This window comes from Carnobacterium sp. (assembly GCF_049673005.1).
GTDB lineage: Bacteria > Bacillota > Bacilli > Lactobacillales > Carnobacteriaceae > Carnobacterium_A.
On the sequence record NZ_JBATXB010000068.1, the window covers coordinates 1 to 16849 of the forward strand.

19 protein-coding genes, 1 pseudogene and 1 riboswitch are annotated in these 16849 nt (G+C 35.0%); of the genes and pseudogenes, 15 read left to right on the top strand and 5 right to left on the bottom strand.

Annotated elements, in window-relative coordinates; translation table 11 throughout:
• The first annotated feature begins 387 nt into the window (after positions 1-387).
• Positions 388-564: a hypothetical protein gene (locus WBF61_RS05410; RefSeq protein WP_424254620.1), complete on the top strand. Its 177-nt coding sequence runs from the start codon at positions 388-390 to the stop codon at positions 562-564.
• Between the two features lie 82 nt (positions 565-646).
• On the opposite strand, the gene WBF61_RS05415 is transcribed toward WBF61_RS05410, so the two are convergent.
• Entirely contained in the window at positions 647-2086 is a 1440-nt protein-coding gene (locus WBF61_RS05415) for a SulP family inorganic anion transporter (protein WP_424254621.1), read from the bottom strand.
• A gap of 211 nt (positions 2087-2297) precedes the next feature.
• Between WBF61_RS05415 and WBF61_RS05420 the strand changes: the two genes are divergently transcribed.
• The 7 genes and pseudogenes from WBF61_RS05420 to WBF61_RS05450 all read left to right on the top strand — a co-directional run bounded on the left by WBF61_RS05420 (position 2298) and on the right by WBF61_RS05450 (position 6320).
• A complete protein-coding gene (locus WBF61_RS05420; RefSeq protein ID WP_424254622.1) occupies positions 2298-2807 on the top strand; it encodes a hydroxyethylthiazole kinase in 510 nt (169 codons plus the stop codon).
• A gap of 53 nt (positions 2808-2860) precedes the next feature.
• Positions 2861-3223, top strand: a complete 363-nt coding sequence (locus WBF61_RS05425) for a hydroxyethylthiazole kinase (protein WP_424254624.1) — start codon at positions 2861-2863, stop codon at positions 3221-3223.
• 14 nt (positions 3224-3237) lie between these two features.
• Positions 3238-3726: pseudogene (gene thiE, locus WBF61_RS05430) on the top strand (thiamine phosphate synthase); the annotation flags it as partial.
• Positions 3723-3947, top strand: coding sequence for a bifunctional hydroxymethylpyrimidine kinase/phosphomethylpyrimidine kinase (locus WBF61_RS05435; protein WP_424254672.1), 225 nt, complete (start codon positions 3723-3725; stop codon positions 3945-3947). The pseudogene thiE and the gene WBF61_RS05435, both read left to right, overlap by 4 nt.
• A 280-nt stretch (positions 3948-4227) precedes the next feature.
• The gene (locus tag WBF61_RS05440) at positions 4228-4488 is read left to right on the top strand and encodes a hypothetical protein (RefSeq protein ID WP_424254625.1); all 261 of its coding nucleotides are present in this window, start codon (positions 4228-4230) and stop codon (positions 4486-4488) included.
• Positions 4489-4614: 126 nt separating this feature from the next.
• Positions 4615-4717: riboswitch (THF riboswitch) on the top strand.
• A 40-nt stretch (positions 4718-4757) separates the two neighbouring features.
• Positions 4758-5276, top strand: coding sequence for a folate family ECF transporter S component (locus tag WBF61_RS05445; protein WP_424254626.1), 519 nt, complete (start codon positions 4758-4760; stop codon positions 5274-5276).
• Positions 5277-5852: 576 nt separating this feature from the next.
• Positions 5853-6320 carry an NUDIX hydrolase gene (locus WBF61_RS05450; RefSeq protein WP_424254628.1) on the top strand — a complete coding sequence of 156 codons (468 nt, stop codon included), beginning with the start codon at positions 5853-5855 and terminating at the stop codon, positions 6318-6320.
• Between the two features lie 69 nt (positions 6321-6389).
• Here WBF61_RS05450 and WBF61_RS05455 read toward each other — a convergent pair whose 3' ends face one another.
• On the bottom strand, positions 6390-6830 hold the full coding sequence (locus tag WBF61_RS05455; RefSeq protein WP_424254630.1) for an organic hydroperoxide resistance protein: 441 nt from the start codon (positions 6828-6830) through the stop codon (positions 6390-6392).
• 128 nt (positions 6831-6958) lie between these two features.
• On the opposite strand from WBF61_RS05455, the gene WBF61_RS05460 reads away from it, so the two are divergent.
• Positions 6959-7147 (top strand): 2-hydroxymuconate tautomerase, encoded by a 189-nt coding sequence (locus tag WBF61_RS05460; protein WP_424254631.1) that lies wholly within the window; start codon positions 6959-6961, stop codon positions 7145-7147.
• Positions 7148-7202: 55 nt separating this feature from the next.
• On the opposite strand, the gene yidA is transcribed toward WBF61_RS05460, so the two are convergent.
• The 3 genes from yidA to WBF61_RS05475 are packed head-to-tail and all read right to left on the bottom strand — an operon-like array spanning position 7203 to position 10279.
• Positions 7203-8018 carry a sugar-phosphatase gene (gene yidA / locus WBF61_RS05465; protein WP_424254633.1) on the bottom strand — a complete coding sequence of 272 codons (816 nt, stop codon included), beginning with the start codon at positions 8016-8018 and terminating at the stop codon, positions 7203-7205.
• Between the two features lie 6 nt (positions 8019-8024).
• Positions 8025-9410, bottom strand: coding sequence for an HD domain-containing protein (locus WBF61_RS05470; protein ID WP_424254635.1), 1386 nt, complete (start codon positions 9408-9410; stop codon positions 8025-8027).
• Entirely contained in the window at positions 9407-10279 is an 873-nt protein-coding gene (locus tag WBF61_RS05475; protein WP_424254637.1) for a lipoate--protein ligase family protein, read from the bottom strand. Before WBF61_RS05475 ends, WBF61_RS05470 begins: the two co-directional genes overlap by 4 nt.
• Before the next feature lie 210 nt (positions 10280-10489).
• Between WBF61_RS05475 and WBF61_RS05480 the strand changes: the two genes are divergently transcribed.
• The 6 genes from WBF61_RS05480 (at position 10490) to fba (ending at position 16441) form a co-directional block, all read left to right on the top strand.
• Complete coding sequence (locus WBF61_RS05480) at positions 10490-11476, top strand: thiamine pyrophosphate-dependent dehydrogenase E1 component subunit alpha (RefSeq protein ID WP_424254673.1); 987 nt, start codon at positions 10490-10492, stop codon at positions 11474-11476.
• Between the two features lie 11 nt (positions 11477-11487).
• On the top strand, positions 11488-12471 hold the full coding sequence (locus WBF61_RS05485; protein ID WP_424254639.1) for an alpha-ketoacid dehydrogenase subunit beta: 984 nt from the start codon (positions 11488-11490) through the stop codon (positions 12469-12471).
• Between the two features lie 47 nt (positions 12472-12518).
• Positions 12519-12956 carry a DUF1934 domain-containing protein gene (locus WBF61_RS05490; RefSeq protein ID WP_424254641.1) on the top strand — a complete coding sequence of 146 codons (438 nt, stop codon included), beginning with the start codon at positions 12519-12521 and terminating at the stop codon, positions 12954-12956.
• Positions 12957-13000: 44 nt separating this feature from the next.
• Positions 13001-13594 carry a DNA-directed RNA polymerase subunit delta gene (gene rpoE, locus WBF61_RS05495; RefSeq protein WP_424254643.1) on the top strand — a complete coding sequence of 198 codons (594 nt, stop codon included), beginning with the start codon at positions 13001-13003 and terminating at the stop codon, positions 13592-13594.
• 246 nt (positions 13595-13840) lie between these two features.
• The gene (locus WBF61_RS05500) at positions 13841-15445 is read left to right on the top strand and encodes a CTP synthase (protein ID WP_424254645.1); all 1605 of its coding nucleotides are present in this window, start codon (positions 13841-13843) and stop codon (positions 15443-15445) included.
• A gap of 138 nt (positions 15446-15583) precedes the next feature.
• Entirely contained in the window at positions 15584-16441 is an 858-nt protein-coding gene (gene fba / locus WBF61_RS05505) for a class II fructose-1,6-bisphosphate aldolase (protein ID WP_424254647.1), read from the top strand.
• The last annotated feature ends 408 nt before the right edge of the window (positions 16442-16849 follow it).

Genomic DNA, 16849 nt, shown 5'->3' on the forward strand with positions numbered 1-16849 from the left:
TAGGAATATTCTTCCAAAAGATGGGCCAGCAAGCGGCGTAGCCGTGCGGTAGCTAATGAGTGTACAAAAATAAAACGTCTAAACTAGCATGGTGATAGAGCGCTCGAGAAAAACTTGACACAAACTAACGAGAGATTTTTATTTAGTTAAGCTAGTGCAGTATGATATAATGATAAGAAGAAGTAATCGTGTTTTCTAATGAGAGGAGACTGAGGAAATGATTTTTATAGGCTATCTAATTGTTCTAGTAGCTTATAGTATTCCAACTATTTTTCTTACAGTAATCGGTTATTTTTCTTATAAAAAAAAGAAAAAGTAGCTAACTAGAAATGGCTTCTTTATTTAATTTAATGCTCTATCATTTTTTATTCATTAGGAGGAGATTTAATGGGTTGGGGAAGATTGATATTATTGATAATGCTTATACCAACAGGTCTGTATTATTGGGCACTTGGTAAAAATGTTTCAGATGCAGAAAAGAAAAATAAAAGAGACATGACTTATGAATTGAATCCGTTTACAGGTGAAAAGATGACAGTTGATTCTGAGAAGAAAAAAAAGTAAGCTAATAAAAAAGAGGTTAGGATTTAGTCTAACCTCTTTTTACGTTTCTTACTCATCTTTGTGTAAACAAGTATGAATTAGTCTATTTTTTTTGATGCGATGATATTTTTTTAAAAAGATCATCACTTTGTTTATTAGCATTTATAAGAGTAACATTTGAACCAGCTATTTTATTTTTACTGATTAACTTATCGATAGCTTCAACAGCTGTTGAATCCCAGAGAGTCATGGCACTAACGTCAATAACTAATTCACCTTCATGATTAAAATCATTCATGAAAAAGTCTGTAAATTTTTCAGCTGATGCAAAGTAAAGATGACCGTGAGCTTTGTAATGATAGTCATCGTTATCTCGACCTGGTTCTATACTGATGTGTGTCATTTTAAATGCTGCAAAAATAGCACTTATTAAAGTTCCAGCAACTACACCGTAAGCTAGATTATGCGTAATTAGTACAATAGCAATAGTTAAAATCATGACGAAACTTTCATTTTTAGGCATAATAGTTAAACGTTTAACTGATCTCCAGTCGATAGTTTCATAAGCCACGACAACCATTACAGCTGCTAAAGCAATAATGGGAATTTGAACGACGACACCATTGAATAAAACGACAGACATTAGCATGAAAAAACCGGATAAGAATGTAGCTAAACGACCGATACCACCATAGTTGAGGTTAATAATTGTTTGACCAATCATTCCACAACCAGCAATTCCACCGAAGAAACCAGAAGCTACGTTACCTAATCCTTGGCTCAATGATTCGCGATTTTTATCACTCGGTGTTTCTGTTATTTCATCTACCAGTTGAGCAGTTAACAAGGATTCAACTAAACCAACAATAGCAACAGAGAGAGAAGTCGGGAAAATAATTTTTAGCGTTTCTAAGTTCATAGGAACTTTTGGAATTCCAAAACTCGGCAATGCACTAGAAATAGATCCAAGATCACCTAACAGTTGAACGTTTAAGTTTAATCCTAAAACTAAAGCCGTAATAATGACAATTGAAATGATAGGAGCGGGAATTTTTTTAGTTAGTTTAGGTGCTAAAAAAATGATAGCGACTCCTAGTATACCTAGCAGGATTAAAATTGATGAACCTTTAAAGTGATCTAATTGAGATAGAAACATCATGATACCTAAGCCGTTCACAAACCCAAGCATAACCGGCTTTGGTATGAAACGCATCAGAACGCCTACTTTAAATAGTCCTAAGACTACTTGTATTAAACCGGCTAAGATTGTTGCAGCAAAAAGATAGTTAACACCGTATTCGGCAACTAAATTAGCTAATACTAAAGCAACAGAACCAGCAGCTGCAGAAATTAAACCTGTCCTTCCTCCAAAAAAAGCAGCAACAGCTGTAATGAAGAAAGTTGCGTAAACACCAACAACAGGCTCTACACCTGCAACTAACATAAAACCAATAACTTCAGGGAATAATGCTAAACAAACAACAATTCCAGCTAAAATATCACCTTTAATATTACCAAACCACTCATTTTTATAATTTTGCATATATACCTTCCTTCTTTTGTTTAAAAATATTTTCTATTTGAAATGTACCACGATTAATTATCTTAACATAGTAAGGATTAAAGATAAATGAAATAAAAAAATAGATTATCTTTGATGTAATAATAAAAATTTACATATACTGAATACTTGGGAACTTACAAGTCAGATTTATTTTAACTAAGTAAAGAATAGAAATAAAAAGATTAATTTTTTGGAGGAACAAGAGAGGACTGATATAAATACGAATCTTAAAAATAAAAGGCCGCTAGTTCATTCGATTACCAATTATGTGACAGTAAATGATTGTGCCAATGTTATTCTTGCTGTTGGAGGCTCTCCTATTATGTCAGATTGTATCAAAGAGGTAGAGGAAATAACGTCTATTTGTGATGCTCTGTTTATTAATATAGGTATTTTGAATGAAAGTGTAGTGGAATCGATGGTAAAGGCTGGGAAAGAGACCAATCAAATAAATAATCCGGTTGTACTAGATCCCGTGGGTATTGGAGCTTCTAAGTTTAGGAAAGAGACAGTTTCTAGGTTAGTAGATGAAATTACATTTTCTGTTATTTCTGGAAATGCTTCAGAAATTAAAACTCTCTATGAAGAAAGTGGAACAACTTTAGGTGTAAATGTTAATGAAGAGGATAAAATAGGAAAAACTAATTTAGCTGATATGATTCAAATGTGTCAAAATTTAAGTAAAACAACTGGGGGATAGATATCGTTGCTAGCACTGAGAAAGCAAATGTCATATATAGTGGGACACCCTTAATGTCCAAGATTTATGGAACCGGATGTATGTTAAGCACGATTATAGGTGCGTACTGTGGCGCGAATAAAGATAATCTATTTGAGGCTACTACTTTGGCTGTTGCACATATGGGTCTGGCGGGTGAGATAGCTCTTGAAAAATTAGCGCAAATCGAGGGAGGTATTGCTAGTTATAAACTGTTTTTAATAGATTCGCTATCAAAAATTAATTATCAAATATTGAAAGAAGGAATAAAATTGAAAATAGAGAAAGAAACGCTACTTTTATATGCAGTGACGGATAGAAGTTGGATTGGAGTAAAAAAAATTGAAGAAGCGCTTAAGGCTAGAGTAACATTTCTTCAAGTTAGAGAAAAAAACTAGGTTTTGATGATTTTTTAAATCAAGCAATCAAAATAAAAATATTAACAGATAGGTATCGTATTCCTTTTGTGATAAATGATAATATAGAGGTTGCTATAAAATATGATACAGGTGGAGTACATATTGGACAAGAGGATACGGATGCTAAAAAGGTAAGAAATCTTATAGGAGAAAATAAAATACTTGGAGTTTCTGCTAATACAGTTAAGACTGCAAAGAAGGCTGAAAAAGATGGATCAGATTATATAGGGGTTGGAGCTGTATTTAAGACGAAAACGAAAAGAGACGCAACAATTGTTTCTATTGAAACGGTAAAAGTTATTTGTGATTCCGTCTCTATACCGGTAGTGGCGATAGGTGGAATAGATGAATCAACTATTTTAAATCTAAAAAATAGTGGGATAGATGGGATCTGTTGTATATCTGCACTATTTGCTAAGAAAGATAATTATAAGGCAACAAAGAATCTATACTGCTTAGCTAAACAAGTAGTTAGTGGATAGTCTATAGAACAGCAAAAGAAATTTCAAAAAAAATAGGCTGTTACATCCTAATTAAAGGAGGACATCTCAAAGATAGCGCAGATGATTTACTTTATTACGATAATCGTGCGATTTTGTTCGATGGTGAAAGAATAAATAATTCTAATAACCATGGCACAGTGTGTACCTTGTCTTCTGCAATTGCTTGTAACATACATTCTTATTTATTACTGTTCTTTTAAAATAACTTGTTGATATAATGAAATACTTATACTTATTATTGAAGTATGAATGTTCCAGCTCAGATCGGTTTAATTTAACTTTGTTTAGATATCTTTTATTTTAAGGAAGAGGACGTATTTCTTTTTCAAAAAGAAATAATTCGATATAATGAAAAAAAGATTCTGGACTTAGTTAAAAATTTATTGATTTATGTAAACAAGAAATAATCTTAATTATTAAATGAATAAGCAGATATATAAGTAAGGAAGAAAGATACAAAAAGACAATAGGAGGAATATTATGGCAGAAACTAAAGTTGAAATTGAGATGAAACCAGAATTAGAAGCGTTTATCGATGCTTACGGAGATAGTTTAGATATTTTGAATAAGATAATAGAAATGCAAAAAAATATTATGCAATTCAAAGAGAGTATGAGCACACAAGAGCATTTAGATTATATGAGTGTGGTTGATAAAATGGGTGAAGTAAATAAAACTGTTGAAGAAAAATTAGAACAATTAGTTAAGGTAAATACAAGTATTAAGATGCAAGCTAAATAATTTAAGAATAACTAGTAAGAGCTTTATTTTTAAGATTTATTTTTAGTGAGATTAGATTGTCAGATTAACATAAATCGTGCTATAGTTATCGATGGCAACAAGTCAAAGCAACTTGTCAGTCAAATAAACAGAGTAGGAAATGAAGCGTTAAGTGCTGTAGGGATGGGATGTTGCCCTCAGACGAAGAATTGCCTAGGCAATTTGCGGTTTTATTTCTGCATTCGCTGCATAGTTTTTATGTGTGGAGCTCTTAAAAGGGGATCTTCAAGATGGGAAAGAATAAGTTTGATGCAAGAAGTATTTCAATTATTGGATTATTAATGGGATTGGATATTGTATTGACTAGGTTTGTGGCAATTGAAACGCCTATTGTCCGTATTGGTTTTGGTTTTTTACCAGTAGCTATTATCGCGATGCTTTATGGTCCGTGGATTGCGGGTGTTGCTGCTGCGATGACAGATTTCATGGGAATTATGTTGTTTCCAAAAGCTGCTTTATATTTCCCAGGTTTTACGCTATCTGCTTTTTTAGGTGGAGTTATTTACGGTTTGATCCTATATAAGAAGCCCAAGACTCTTAAACGGGTTATTATCGCAGTTTTATTAACAACGGTACTTATTAACTTAGGGTTAAATACGTTATGGATAAAAATTATATTGGATAAAGCAATATACATTATTTTTCCAGCACGTGTAGTTCAAAATTTAGTCTTAGCGCCAATTAATTGCCTGTTATTATATGGAGTTCTTCAAAACAAAGCACTTCGTAAAGCAACGAGAATCGAATAAACAGATTACGAAGCTATTCTTTAACTGAATGGCAATAAGAGTAAAAGCTAGGATAATAATTATCTTAGCTTTTTTAGTGCGCCCAGCATGAATGTAGTCTCTAGGGTGCGAGTGGCAAACCTCCGGTCTGAGGAACACGAACTTCATATAAGGCTAGGTACAATTGGATGAGTTTACTAAACAAAAAAAATCCTTTCTGCCAAAGGTTGTATAAGGAAAGAGGCGTATCGAATGTTGATGGAACGAATCGTATCACGGTAGAATCGGCTATCTGCCCTTAAACGGATAGAACGCAATAAAGGTTGTCACGGTGTAGATGAAATGCCTGTACAAAACCTACAATCGCCTATCGTACAACATAGGGATTCCATGAAAATGAAACTTCTAGAAGGAACTTATGAACCGCAACCAGTCCGCAGGGTCGAAATCCGGAAACCTGACGGTGGTGTGAGAGGTCGGGAGTTAATCGTTCCCTCTTACTCGATTATGTAAGATTAGGATTGACTCCTTTCATTTAAACAGTTAAGATAATGAGAATAAGATGAGGAAAAAATTTAGTATTCGGGAGGAATAGATATGATTGCTCATACTTTTGGTGAAAGACTAAAAACAGAACGCTATCATATACGAATTGGCGTATATGGTGTTTTATTAGATTCTAAAACAGATAAAATAATTGTTGTTTCACCACCAAATGGCTCATATTTATTACCTGGAGGCGAAAAAGAGCAAAAAGAATCGGATGAAGATACTCTTAAAAGAGAATCTATAGAGGAACTAGGCTTTGAGATACAAGTAGGTAGATATATAGGAGCTGGTGAAGATTATTTTTATTCTACTCACCGTAAAAAGTACTACCACAATCCTGCTTATTTTTATGTTGTTGACTCTTGGAGCGAAATTGGTGAACCACTGGAAGACTTTAATAGGGTAGAATGGATGAGTATTCCAGAAGCCTTGAAGAAGTTGAAACGAGGAAGTCATCGTTGGGCAGTTGAACAATACCTAAAAGATAGACAAGAAAAAAACACTTTACCAAAATAAAGTTTAAAAAAAATAAACGGCAAAGCCGGATTTTAAAATCCGGCTTTGCCGTTCACGGTAGTTAGTTTTTTAAACTTCTTCTTTATAGTCTACAGCTTTTACAGTGACATCCATGTTGCCTTTGGTTGCTTTTGAATAAGGACAAAAAGCATGCGCTTTATCAGCCCAATTTTTTGTTTCTGTTAGGTCCATTCCTTCAATGGCAACTTCCATAGTAGCAGCTAGCTTAAATCCATTATCAGTAGGATCAGAAAGCAACTCAATTGTTGCAGTGACTTGTGACTTGCCACTACTATTTTCTTCTTTCATAATGTGCTCCAATGCTGAATTAAAGCAGGCACTGTATCCTAATGCAAAAAGTTGTTCAGGGTTACTTCCTTGCCCAGGACCTCCCATTTTTTTAGGTGTAGATACACGGACCGAAAAAGATTTATCTGGAAGATGACTTTCTCCATTTCTTCCTCCGGTATTAATAGCAGTAGTTTGGTACAGAACTTTTGACTCTGACATGTAACAAAACTCCTTTCTAGTATCTTTCGTACAATACAAGTATACAAAATAATGAATAGAATCTCTAATGAAACGCTTTTATAAAAATTGATAAAAAAGGTAAGATAAAAAAGAAAGAAGGAACAATCATGCCATTTGTCCATATTGAATTAGTAGCAGGTCGCACACTGGAACAGAAAATTAACTTAGTTAAGGAAGTGACAGACGCTGTTGCAAAAAATACAGGTGCTCCAAGTGAGAAAGTACACGTTATTCTTAATGAAATGCAGCCAGAAAATTATGCGCTAAACGGCGAATTACTTAGCCAAAAAAAATAAAAAATCTACTTTTGGAAATCACTTCAACAATAGTGACTCCCGAAAGTAGATTTTTTTAATGATTAAAAGCTAATTTTTCGATAACAGTTGCAACACCATCCAACTCATTTGTATCAGTGATATAATCACTAATTTCTTTAATACCTTTAACGGCATTACCCATAGCAACTCCAACACCAGCAAAAACTAACATATCTCTATCATTTTCATTGTCTCCGATAGCCATGATATTTTCTTTGGGAATAGATAAAATATCAGATAGATCCTTTAATGCTTGCCCTTTACTGGCTGCTTTGTTTAACACTTCTAAATAGAAAGGTTCACTTTTTAATACGGTGTACTTATCATAAAAGGATGCAGGGATCTCTGCGATTCCAGCATCTAAGATATCGGGTTCATCAATCATCATCATTTTACTAATAACCAAATGAGAGTCCATTTCTTGAACACTTCTATATTTAACTGGCATGTTGACTAAAGAAGATTCTCGGATTGTATAAGGGCTGATGTCTTTATTAGTTGTATAAATAGCTTTCTCATCTAAAGTCTGGCAATGAACGCCAATCTTTTGGCTCATAGCTTCTACTTCAATAAAGTCATCAAACGACATTGTGTGATGGGCAATAGCTGTACCGTCATCTGTTCTCTGAACAAGCGCTCCGTTATAAGTAATCGCATAATCTCCAGTTTCTTCTAAATTTAATTCTTTTAAGAAATCCATCACACCAGGTAACGGTCTGCCTGTGCAGATAACAACTTTAATCCCTTTTTCCTTGGCTCTCGCTAAAGTATCTTTCACTTTTGGGCTAATTTTTTTATCGTTGGTTAATAAAGTACCATCTAAATCGATAGCGATGAGTTCAATTGTCATTTTGTATTATTCCTCCAGTGTTTTTGTAGGTTGAATGATTGCATCATTTTTAATATAGCGTTTAAATTCTTGATAAATAGGCTCGAACAAAGTGATTTCTTCAATTGTTTTTGGCTTTAGAAATTCTTTTGGAAAATAGAATCGTTCGTCGCCTCTCATTTTTCCTGCTAAGGAAGAAACGATTTCGCTAGCTTTCGAAAGTTCAACAAATGAACCATCTGGATACATGAGTTCAATCTGTGTTCGGTTAGTGAGTTGATTAGGGCGATAGAAGTCATAAGGTAAATCGTAACTATTATTGATTGCGGTATAGTACTCGGTGTTGTAACCAGCTTCTCTAATAAGGTCTGTTAATTTTTGAAGAACAAGCTGATCTTGTTTATCTGTAAAATGGACAGATTTAAATGGTTTACGGTCAAGAAAACGCGTAGCTAAATCGCTTAAAATAGGATCCTTTTCATCTCTCCATAACGTAAAATACGTCCCTAAAACGCCATCATCCAATTTTAAGTAATCTTCTAATGTAGACGTTTGATCAAAAAAAGGAATGAGCAAATCAGTTTTAGAATGCAGAGTCATAGTTGGCTCTGCATATAATTCTTTAGCACGCTTTAGTAGGTGATCAAGGATAACTTCCATACTTCTAGAAACAGGGTGGAAGTAGATTTGCATATACATTTGATACCGGCTAACAATATAATCTTCTACTGCATGCATACCAGATACTTGGAAAGCAATACCCTCATTGTAAGGACGAATTACACGCAAAATCCTAGTTAAATCAAAAGTTCCATAGTTAACACCCGTAAAATAGGCATCACGCAATAGGTAATCCATTCGATCAGCATCGATTTGACTAGAAATTAGTTGGACAACTTGTGGATTAGGATATGTTTTTTGAATTACGCTAGCTACTTTAGTTGGAAAATCATTTGCTACTTTTTTCAATAATTTATTGATTTCAGTTTCAGGAGATAGAATAATTTCAACAGTAATAGCTTCGTGATCCGTTTTGAAAATACGTTCAAAGGTATGAGAATATGGACCATGACCAATATCATGTAATAGTGCGGCACACAAAACAACTAGGCGTTCTGAATCATCCCATCCGCCATCTCCAGGAGTTTTTTCAGGATAATTACGAGCAAATTTATCACAAATTCTCCGAGCAATTTCATAAACGCCTAGCGAGTGAGTGAAACGAGAGTGTTCAGCCCCGTGAAAAGTAAAAGAAGACGTTCCCAATTGTTTAATTCGGCGTAATCGTTGGAATTCGCGCGTATCAATTAAATCTAAAATGAGTTGGTGTTGGATATGGATGTAGTCATGGACAGGATCGCGGAAAACTTGTTCAATAGGCAATAACTTTTCGGCATCGTAGTTAAGGGTCATATTAACAACTCCTTTTGCGCATTTTCTTTTAACATCTGTAAGTTACGATCAATCATTTTTTGTTTGCTATCTTCATAAAGATGCAAAATTTCTGATGAATATTCACCAGGTTCAATGATGCAATCCCGTTTGCGTAAGGTTTGAACGATTTTTTCTTTTACGTCTTGAATCGTTAATTGAGCGTCAAGTAGTTCCTCTAACGTCCCCATCACTTCGGGGTCAATTTTTGGGAAATGCCATTTGACTTGTTTGTTTTGTACTCCAGCAGCATAAAAATCTTGTAATAGTTGAGCACGTTTATTTTGATTACCCGTCACGCTCAAATAAATCATTATAGCAACACCGTTTTTTAAACGTCGTTGTGCTATTCCAGCAATTTTTTTGCCATTAATACTCAAGTCAAAGTCTCCGGGGCAGTAAGAATCTGAAATCTCGTAAGCTTCAATTTTTTTGTTGTAATCTTTAAGCGTCTCGCTAACTAGACGGTACATGAAATCGTATCCTTCATCAATCGTGATTCGGTTAGCTGCTTCTTCAGGGAAGATGAGCGAGAAATTAAGTACACCACTATCACTCGCAACAGCTAAACCACCTGAGTTACGGACGATATATGGCTGGTTATTAACTTTAAGAACAGCTAATCCATCTGATAGATAAGGTAATTTAGTATCCATCATTCCTAGAATAACTAAAGGGTCTGTGCTCCAAAAATGAATAGCGGCTTTATTTTGTTGCTTTCCAATAACAGTAGTCAAACTATCTGATAAAGCAAAATGTGAGATTGTTTGGTTTTTAAAAGGCATTGATACTGCGTCATAAAGAGCGTAAGGTTGGTTTGTTAAAAAGTCTTTTTTTTGGAATGAAGTCATCCTATTACTTCCTTTATTAAGATTCTTGTTTTATATACTTTATTAGTATACCAAAATTTATTAGAGACTCCTATAGAAGTAAGATAACTCCTTATAAAACAAATACAGCTTATTAGAATCTATTTGGATAGATTGACCATATTGTATCAAAAAGGCTATACTAAGACACATTAAGAATGCTAAATTTAATGAGGGAAAGTGGTGAACTTAATGGAACCGAGCTTACCTAATCAAGCCGGCTTAATATTAGATGATTTTAAAAAAATGTATCGACTGATGTGGCAAATACGTTTTTTTGACGAACAAGTTGAAACCTTATTTGCAGCAGGGAAAATACACGGCACGACCCATTTGTCTATTGGGCAAGAGGCAACAGCAGTTGGAAGTGGCTATTTATTAAAACCAACGGATTATATGACTACAACTCATAGGGGACATGCGAATACAATCGTTAAAGGCACAGACATGACAAAAATGATGGCAGAGTTATTTGGGAAAAAGGGCGGCACGAATCATGGGAAAGGCGGTAGTATGCATATCGCCGATAGCGATACGGGTAATCTCGGATCGAATGGAATTGTTGGCGGAGGGTATCCAATTGCAGTTGGTGCAGCTTTAACTGCTCAGATGGAAAAGAAATCTTCCGTTGTGATGTGTTACGCAGGAGATGGTTCGACTAATGAGGGAAGTTTTCATGAGTCCTTAAATCTGGCTTCAATTTGGAATTTACCTGTTATTTTCTTTATTGAAAACAATCAATATGGGATGAGCAGTCCGATTAATCAAATGGTAAATATTCCTTTATTATCAAAACGAGCAGAAAGTTATGGATTTGAAGGGAAAACGATAGACGGTAATAATTGGTTAGAGGTTATTAATGCTACGTCAGTTGCAATTAAAAAAGCCCGTAATGGAAAAGGACCAACTTTAATTGAAGCGTTAACCTACCGATCTAAGGGCCATTCAAAATCGGATAAACGCGAATACCGGACTAAAGAAGAAGAGAATCAATGGCAATTAAAAGATCCTATTTTACTAGCAGAAAAACAGCTATTGGAGGCAAAGTTAGTTTCAGAAGATGAATTGAATTTGTGGAAGAAAGAAAGCAAAGAAAGTGTTCAATCTGCTATTTATAAAGCCGAAAAAATGGAAGATGTAACCTTAGCTGACTTGGAAACCAATGTGTACGCTAAATAAGGAGGACTAAAATGCGGGAGATAACATATTTAGCAGCAATCAATGAAGCACTCGATGAAGCCTTGTCAGAAGATGAACGAGTATTTTTAATGGGGGAAGACATAGCTCTTTACGGAGGCGGTTTCGGTGCTACTAAGGGACTTTTTCAAAAATATGGATCCGAGCGGATACGAAATACACCGATATCAGAAAGTGTATTAGCTGGAGCAGCCGTTGGATCTGCGATGACGGGTATGAGGCCAATCATTGAAATCCAATTTTCTGATTTTATCACAATCGCTATGGACCAGCTAGTAAACCAAGCCGCAAAAATTCATTATATGTACGGGGGAAAGGTTTCGGTGCCAATGGTAATGAGGACAGCTGCTGGATCAGGAACGGGACATGCAGCCCAACATTCTCAGAGTTTAGAAAATTGGACAGCTCATATTCCGGGTTTGAAAGTAGTGCAGCCATCAACGGCGTATGATGCTAAAGGATTGTTGCACGCAGCGATTGAAGACAACAATCCCGTTATGTTTTATGAACATAAATTATGCTACAAGACAACTAGTGAGGTTCCTAACGGAAAATATGTGATTCCATTTGGAGTAGCTGATATAAAACGTGCAGGTCAAGACATCACAGTAATCGCAACAGGAATTATGGTCCATAAAAGTCTAAAAGTTGCTAAACAATTAGCGTTAGAAGGAATTTCATTAGAAATTATAGATCCACGTACATTGGTTCCTTTAGACAAAGATGCGATAATCAAGTCTGTTAAAAAAACAGGAAGGCTTTTGATTGTTCATGAGGCTGTGAAACGAAGTGGATTTGGTGGTGAGGTAGCAAGTATTGTAGCAGAAAGCAGTGCTTTTTATGCATTAAAAAAACCTATCAAACGTCTTGGAGGAAAATCGATTCCAATACCTTATCAAAAAGAGTTAGAATCTGCAGCGATTCCTCAAGAGCAAGATATCTCATTTGCTGCCTATCAGTTAATGAAAAATCAATGAACAGTAGATAGAACGAATAAAATGTATGAAAATAAGGGGTAATTTTAATGGGAATAGACTTAAGCAAAGGCATGCCAGCAAAAGTAGAAATGAAAACAACTATTTCACAAGGAGAATCCACTGAAAGTTTTGCATTCAGTGAAATGGGAAAAGTTGTGTATATGAATGGGTCTTATTATATCCGCTATCAAGAAACATATGATGAGATAGAAATTCCAGTAACAGTTAAAATAGATGCAACAGGTGTGGTGACACTTATTCGGAGAGGAGAAACAGTTACTCGAATGAAATTTGAACAAGGTGAGCGCTTTGAAACAAGTTACCAAACACCGCAAGGATTGATTACAATGGAGACTGTAACAAGACAGGTGCAGATTAGTTATAGAGAAGAACCTTTTTCAGGCGAACTGCAATTAGAATACGATCTATACCTAGGAAAAAAAAAATTAGGAGAACACAAATTACAATTGCTTTTTACCATCTAAATATAGTAAGATAAAGAATAGACTGTTGAAAGGACGTGGCTTTCGTGGAATTTGAAAGATTTGAAGGACAAAATAAAAGCGAATTATCAATGATAGAAGTCGCTCATGCTATTTTGGATCAAAAAGGCGAGGTCTTAGATTTTGAGACTTTATTGAAAGAAATCAAAGAATATTTAGGGTTTAGTGCAGAAAAATTAAAAAATAATACGTCACAATTTTATACTGATTTGAATATAAATGGTAGTTTTATTTCCCTTGGAGAAAATCGTTGGGGTTTACGTTCGTGGTACCCAATAGACTTTATTGACGAAGAGGTCACTCAAGGAAATGAAGATGAAACACCAAAACGTAAAAAACGTAAAAAAGTAAGTGCGTTTGTTTCAAGTGAGGATGAAATAGATTATAGTAATGACGATCCAGAAGACGATGATGAAGAAGAGGAAGAAGAACTTCTAATTGATAGTGATGGTGTTGTAATTGAGGCTGAAGATAAAGAAGACATTGGTAAATACAAAAAAGATTTAACTGAAATTGGTGCAGACGAAGACGAGGAAGACGAGTTGCCTGACGGTGTTGAAGGTGAATTAACCATTATCGAAGACGATGCAGAAGATTTGGATGAAGAAAAAGAGTATTAATCTAGTCACTGTTATTGAACGTTTGTAAACGACTAGAACGAACGTTTAAAAAAGGAACAAATAAAAATACGATAAAAACCTTGACGATAGTTGTCTGAGGCTGTATCATATTTATTGGGCTCCCTTAATTTTTTTTTAAGGGACAAGGACTAAAAGTAATTTACCAGCTCCCTATTCTCAACGGAATAGGGGGCTTTGTTTTTTTTTGTTTGACTACCCAATTATATCAAAAAGGAGTTCGATTAAATGACAAAATATATTTTTGTAACAGGTGGAGTGGTTTCTTCAATAGGCAAAGGAATTGCAGCAGCTTCACTGGGAAGATTATTGAAAAACAGAGGGTTAAAAGTAACAATTCAAAAATTCGATCCTTATATTAACGTAGATCCAGGAACAATGAGTCCTTATCAACATGGGGAAGTTTTTGTTACAGATGATGGAGCAGAAACAGATTTAGACTTAGGGCATTACGAAAGATTTATTGACATTAACTTAAACCGCTATTCTAACGTAACGACGGGAAAAGTTTATTCAGAAGTTATACGCAAAGAGCGCAAAGGAGAATACCTTGGAGCGACAGTTCAAGTTATTCCTCATATTACAAATGAAATTAAAGAAAAAATGATGCGTGCGGGTCAAACAACGGATTCTGATATTGTAATCACAGAAGTTGGCGGAACAGTTGGGGATATTGAGTCTTTACCATTTCTAGAAGCATTACGCCAAATGAAACGAGATGTTGGGACGGATAACGTGATGTATATTCATACAACGTTAATTCCTTATCTTGGAGCTGCTGGAGAGATGAAAACAAAACCAACGCAACATAGTGTTAAAGAATTAAGAGGATTGGGCATTCAGCCTAATATTTTAGTGGTACGTAGTGAACGTCCAGTTTCACAAAGTGTAAAAGATAAATTGGCTTCTTTTTGTGATGTGGCACCCGAAGCAGTAATCGAATCATTAGATGTTGACACATTGTACTCCATTCCTTTAAATTTACAAAAACAAGGTATGGATCAAATTGTATGTGATCACTTGAAAATTGATGCCCCTCCTGCTGATATGACAGAGTGGATTAAGCTAGAAGAAAAAGTATTAAACCTGTCTAAAAAAACAAAAATTGCCTTAGTGGGTAAATACGTTGAATTACCTGATGCATACTTGTCAGTAGTGGAATCATTGAGCCATGCTGGTTATGCAGAAGATTCAGAGATTGAAATAGACTGGATTAATGCAGATGAAGTAACAACTTCTAATGCAGCAGAGTTATTGAAAGATGCGGATGGCATTTTAGTCCCAGGTGGCTTTGGTGATCGTGGATTAGAAGGTAAGATTGCCGCTATCCAATATGCTCGCGAAAATACAGTGCCTTTCTTTGGTATCTGTCTAGGGATGCAATTGGCATGTGTTGAGTATGCTCGAAACGTAGTTGGTCTTGAAGGTGCCCATTCTACGGAAACAGATCCTAAAACACCACATAATATTATTGATTTAATGAGTGATCAAAAAGATGTTGTAGAAATGGGTGGAACATTGCGTCTTGGATTATACCCGTGTAAATTGAAAGCTGGTTCTGTTGCAGCTCAAAATTATGGCAACGTGGAAGTCGTTCAAGAACGTCACCGTCACCGCTATGAGTTTAATAATGAGTACCGTACACAACTAGAAGATAAAGGAATGGTGTTTTCTGGAGTTTCACCTGATAATCGCTTAGTTGAAATTGTTGAATTATCAGACCACCCATTTTACGTAGCTTGCCAATTTCATCCAGAGTTTCTTTCACGTCCAAACCGTCCACAAAAATTATTTACAGGATTTGTTAGAGCATCATTAGAAAACCAACACTAGTTATAAGTAGTAGATACGCTTAATCGTAACAATTAAGGCTTTAAGTCTAGAATTTGTTTATTTTGTTTGGTATAATACAAATGTTGGTTAAGGGGAAACCTTGACAAATAAAACCTTTCCTTAAGGAGGAAAAAATATATGAGTCGTTTAGTTAGTATGACAGATATGTTAAATAAGGCATTAGAAGGTAAATATGCTGTAGGTCAATTCAACATCAACAACCTTGAGTGGACACAAGCAGTTTTAGAAGCGGCACAAGCAGAAAACTCTCCAGTAATTCTAGGAGTATCTGAAGGCGCTGGAAAATACATGGGTGGCACACTAGTTGTTGCTGCAATGACTGAAGCTCTAATGGAAACAATGAACATTACTGTTCCTGTTGCATTACACTTAGACCATGGTTCTTCATTCGAAAGCTGTAAATCTGCTATTGATGCTGGTTTCTCTTCAGTAATGATTGATAACTCAGCATACCCAATTGATGAAAATATTGCTGCAACTAAAAAAGTTGTTGAATATGCTCATTCAAAAGGTGCTTCTGTAGAAGCTGAAGTAGGAACAGTTGGCGGAACGGAAGATGGCGTTACTGGCGGAGTTCAATATGCTGATCCTCAAGAATGTCTACGTATGGTTAAAGAAGCAAACATTGATGCTTTAGCAGCAGCTTTAGGCTCTGTTCATGGCGACTACGAAGGTGAACCTGTTTTAGGATTTGACGAAATGAAAGAAATTTCTGACTTAACTCATGCTCCTTTAGTATTACATGGCGGATCTGGAATTCCTGAATTCCAAATCAAAAAAGCTATTGAAAATGGTCACTCTAAAATCAACGTGAACACTGAGTTGCAACAAGTTTGGACTGCAGGTGTTCGTGAAAAACTAGCTACTGACGATAAAGTTTACGATCCTCGTAAAGTTATTGCACCAGGTAAAGAAAGAATTGTTGCTACAGTTAAAACAACTATGCAACGTTTTGGTTCATCAAACAAAGCTTAATTCAAATTTAAATGAACAAAAAAAAGGCGCCCACAATTATAATAATTGTGGGTGTTTTTTTGTTCGTTTCAGCTGAAATAAATCTGTTTTCTAGACTATTTGCTTTATTACAAATATAATAAGAATTGTATATTAACCAATAGTATAGTACCATTAATCAGTGTTTAATAAAAAAACAATGTTGTACACTACTGTAGTAGCTTGTTTTAAGGATTTAAAAGTCAAAATAAGAAAATTTAAACTTTAATGTATGTATTACAAATTGACTTTTCATCTATAGGATGACGAGTTTTAATTTTATAAAAAAATACTTTCTTGAATAATGATTAGAGATGGTTCATTAATATAAAAGTATTGCCTGTGCTGTACAGAGCATTGTGACGAAGATAATTTTAAAGTAATGGCTAA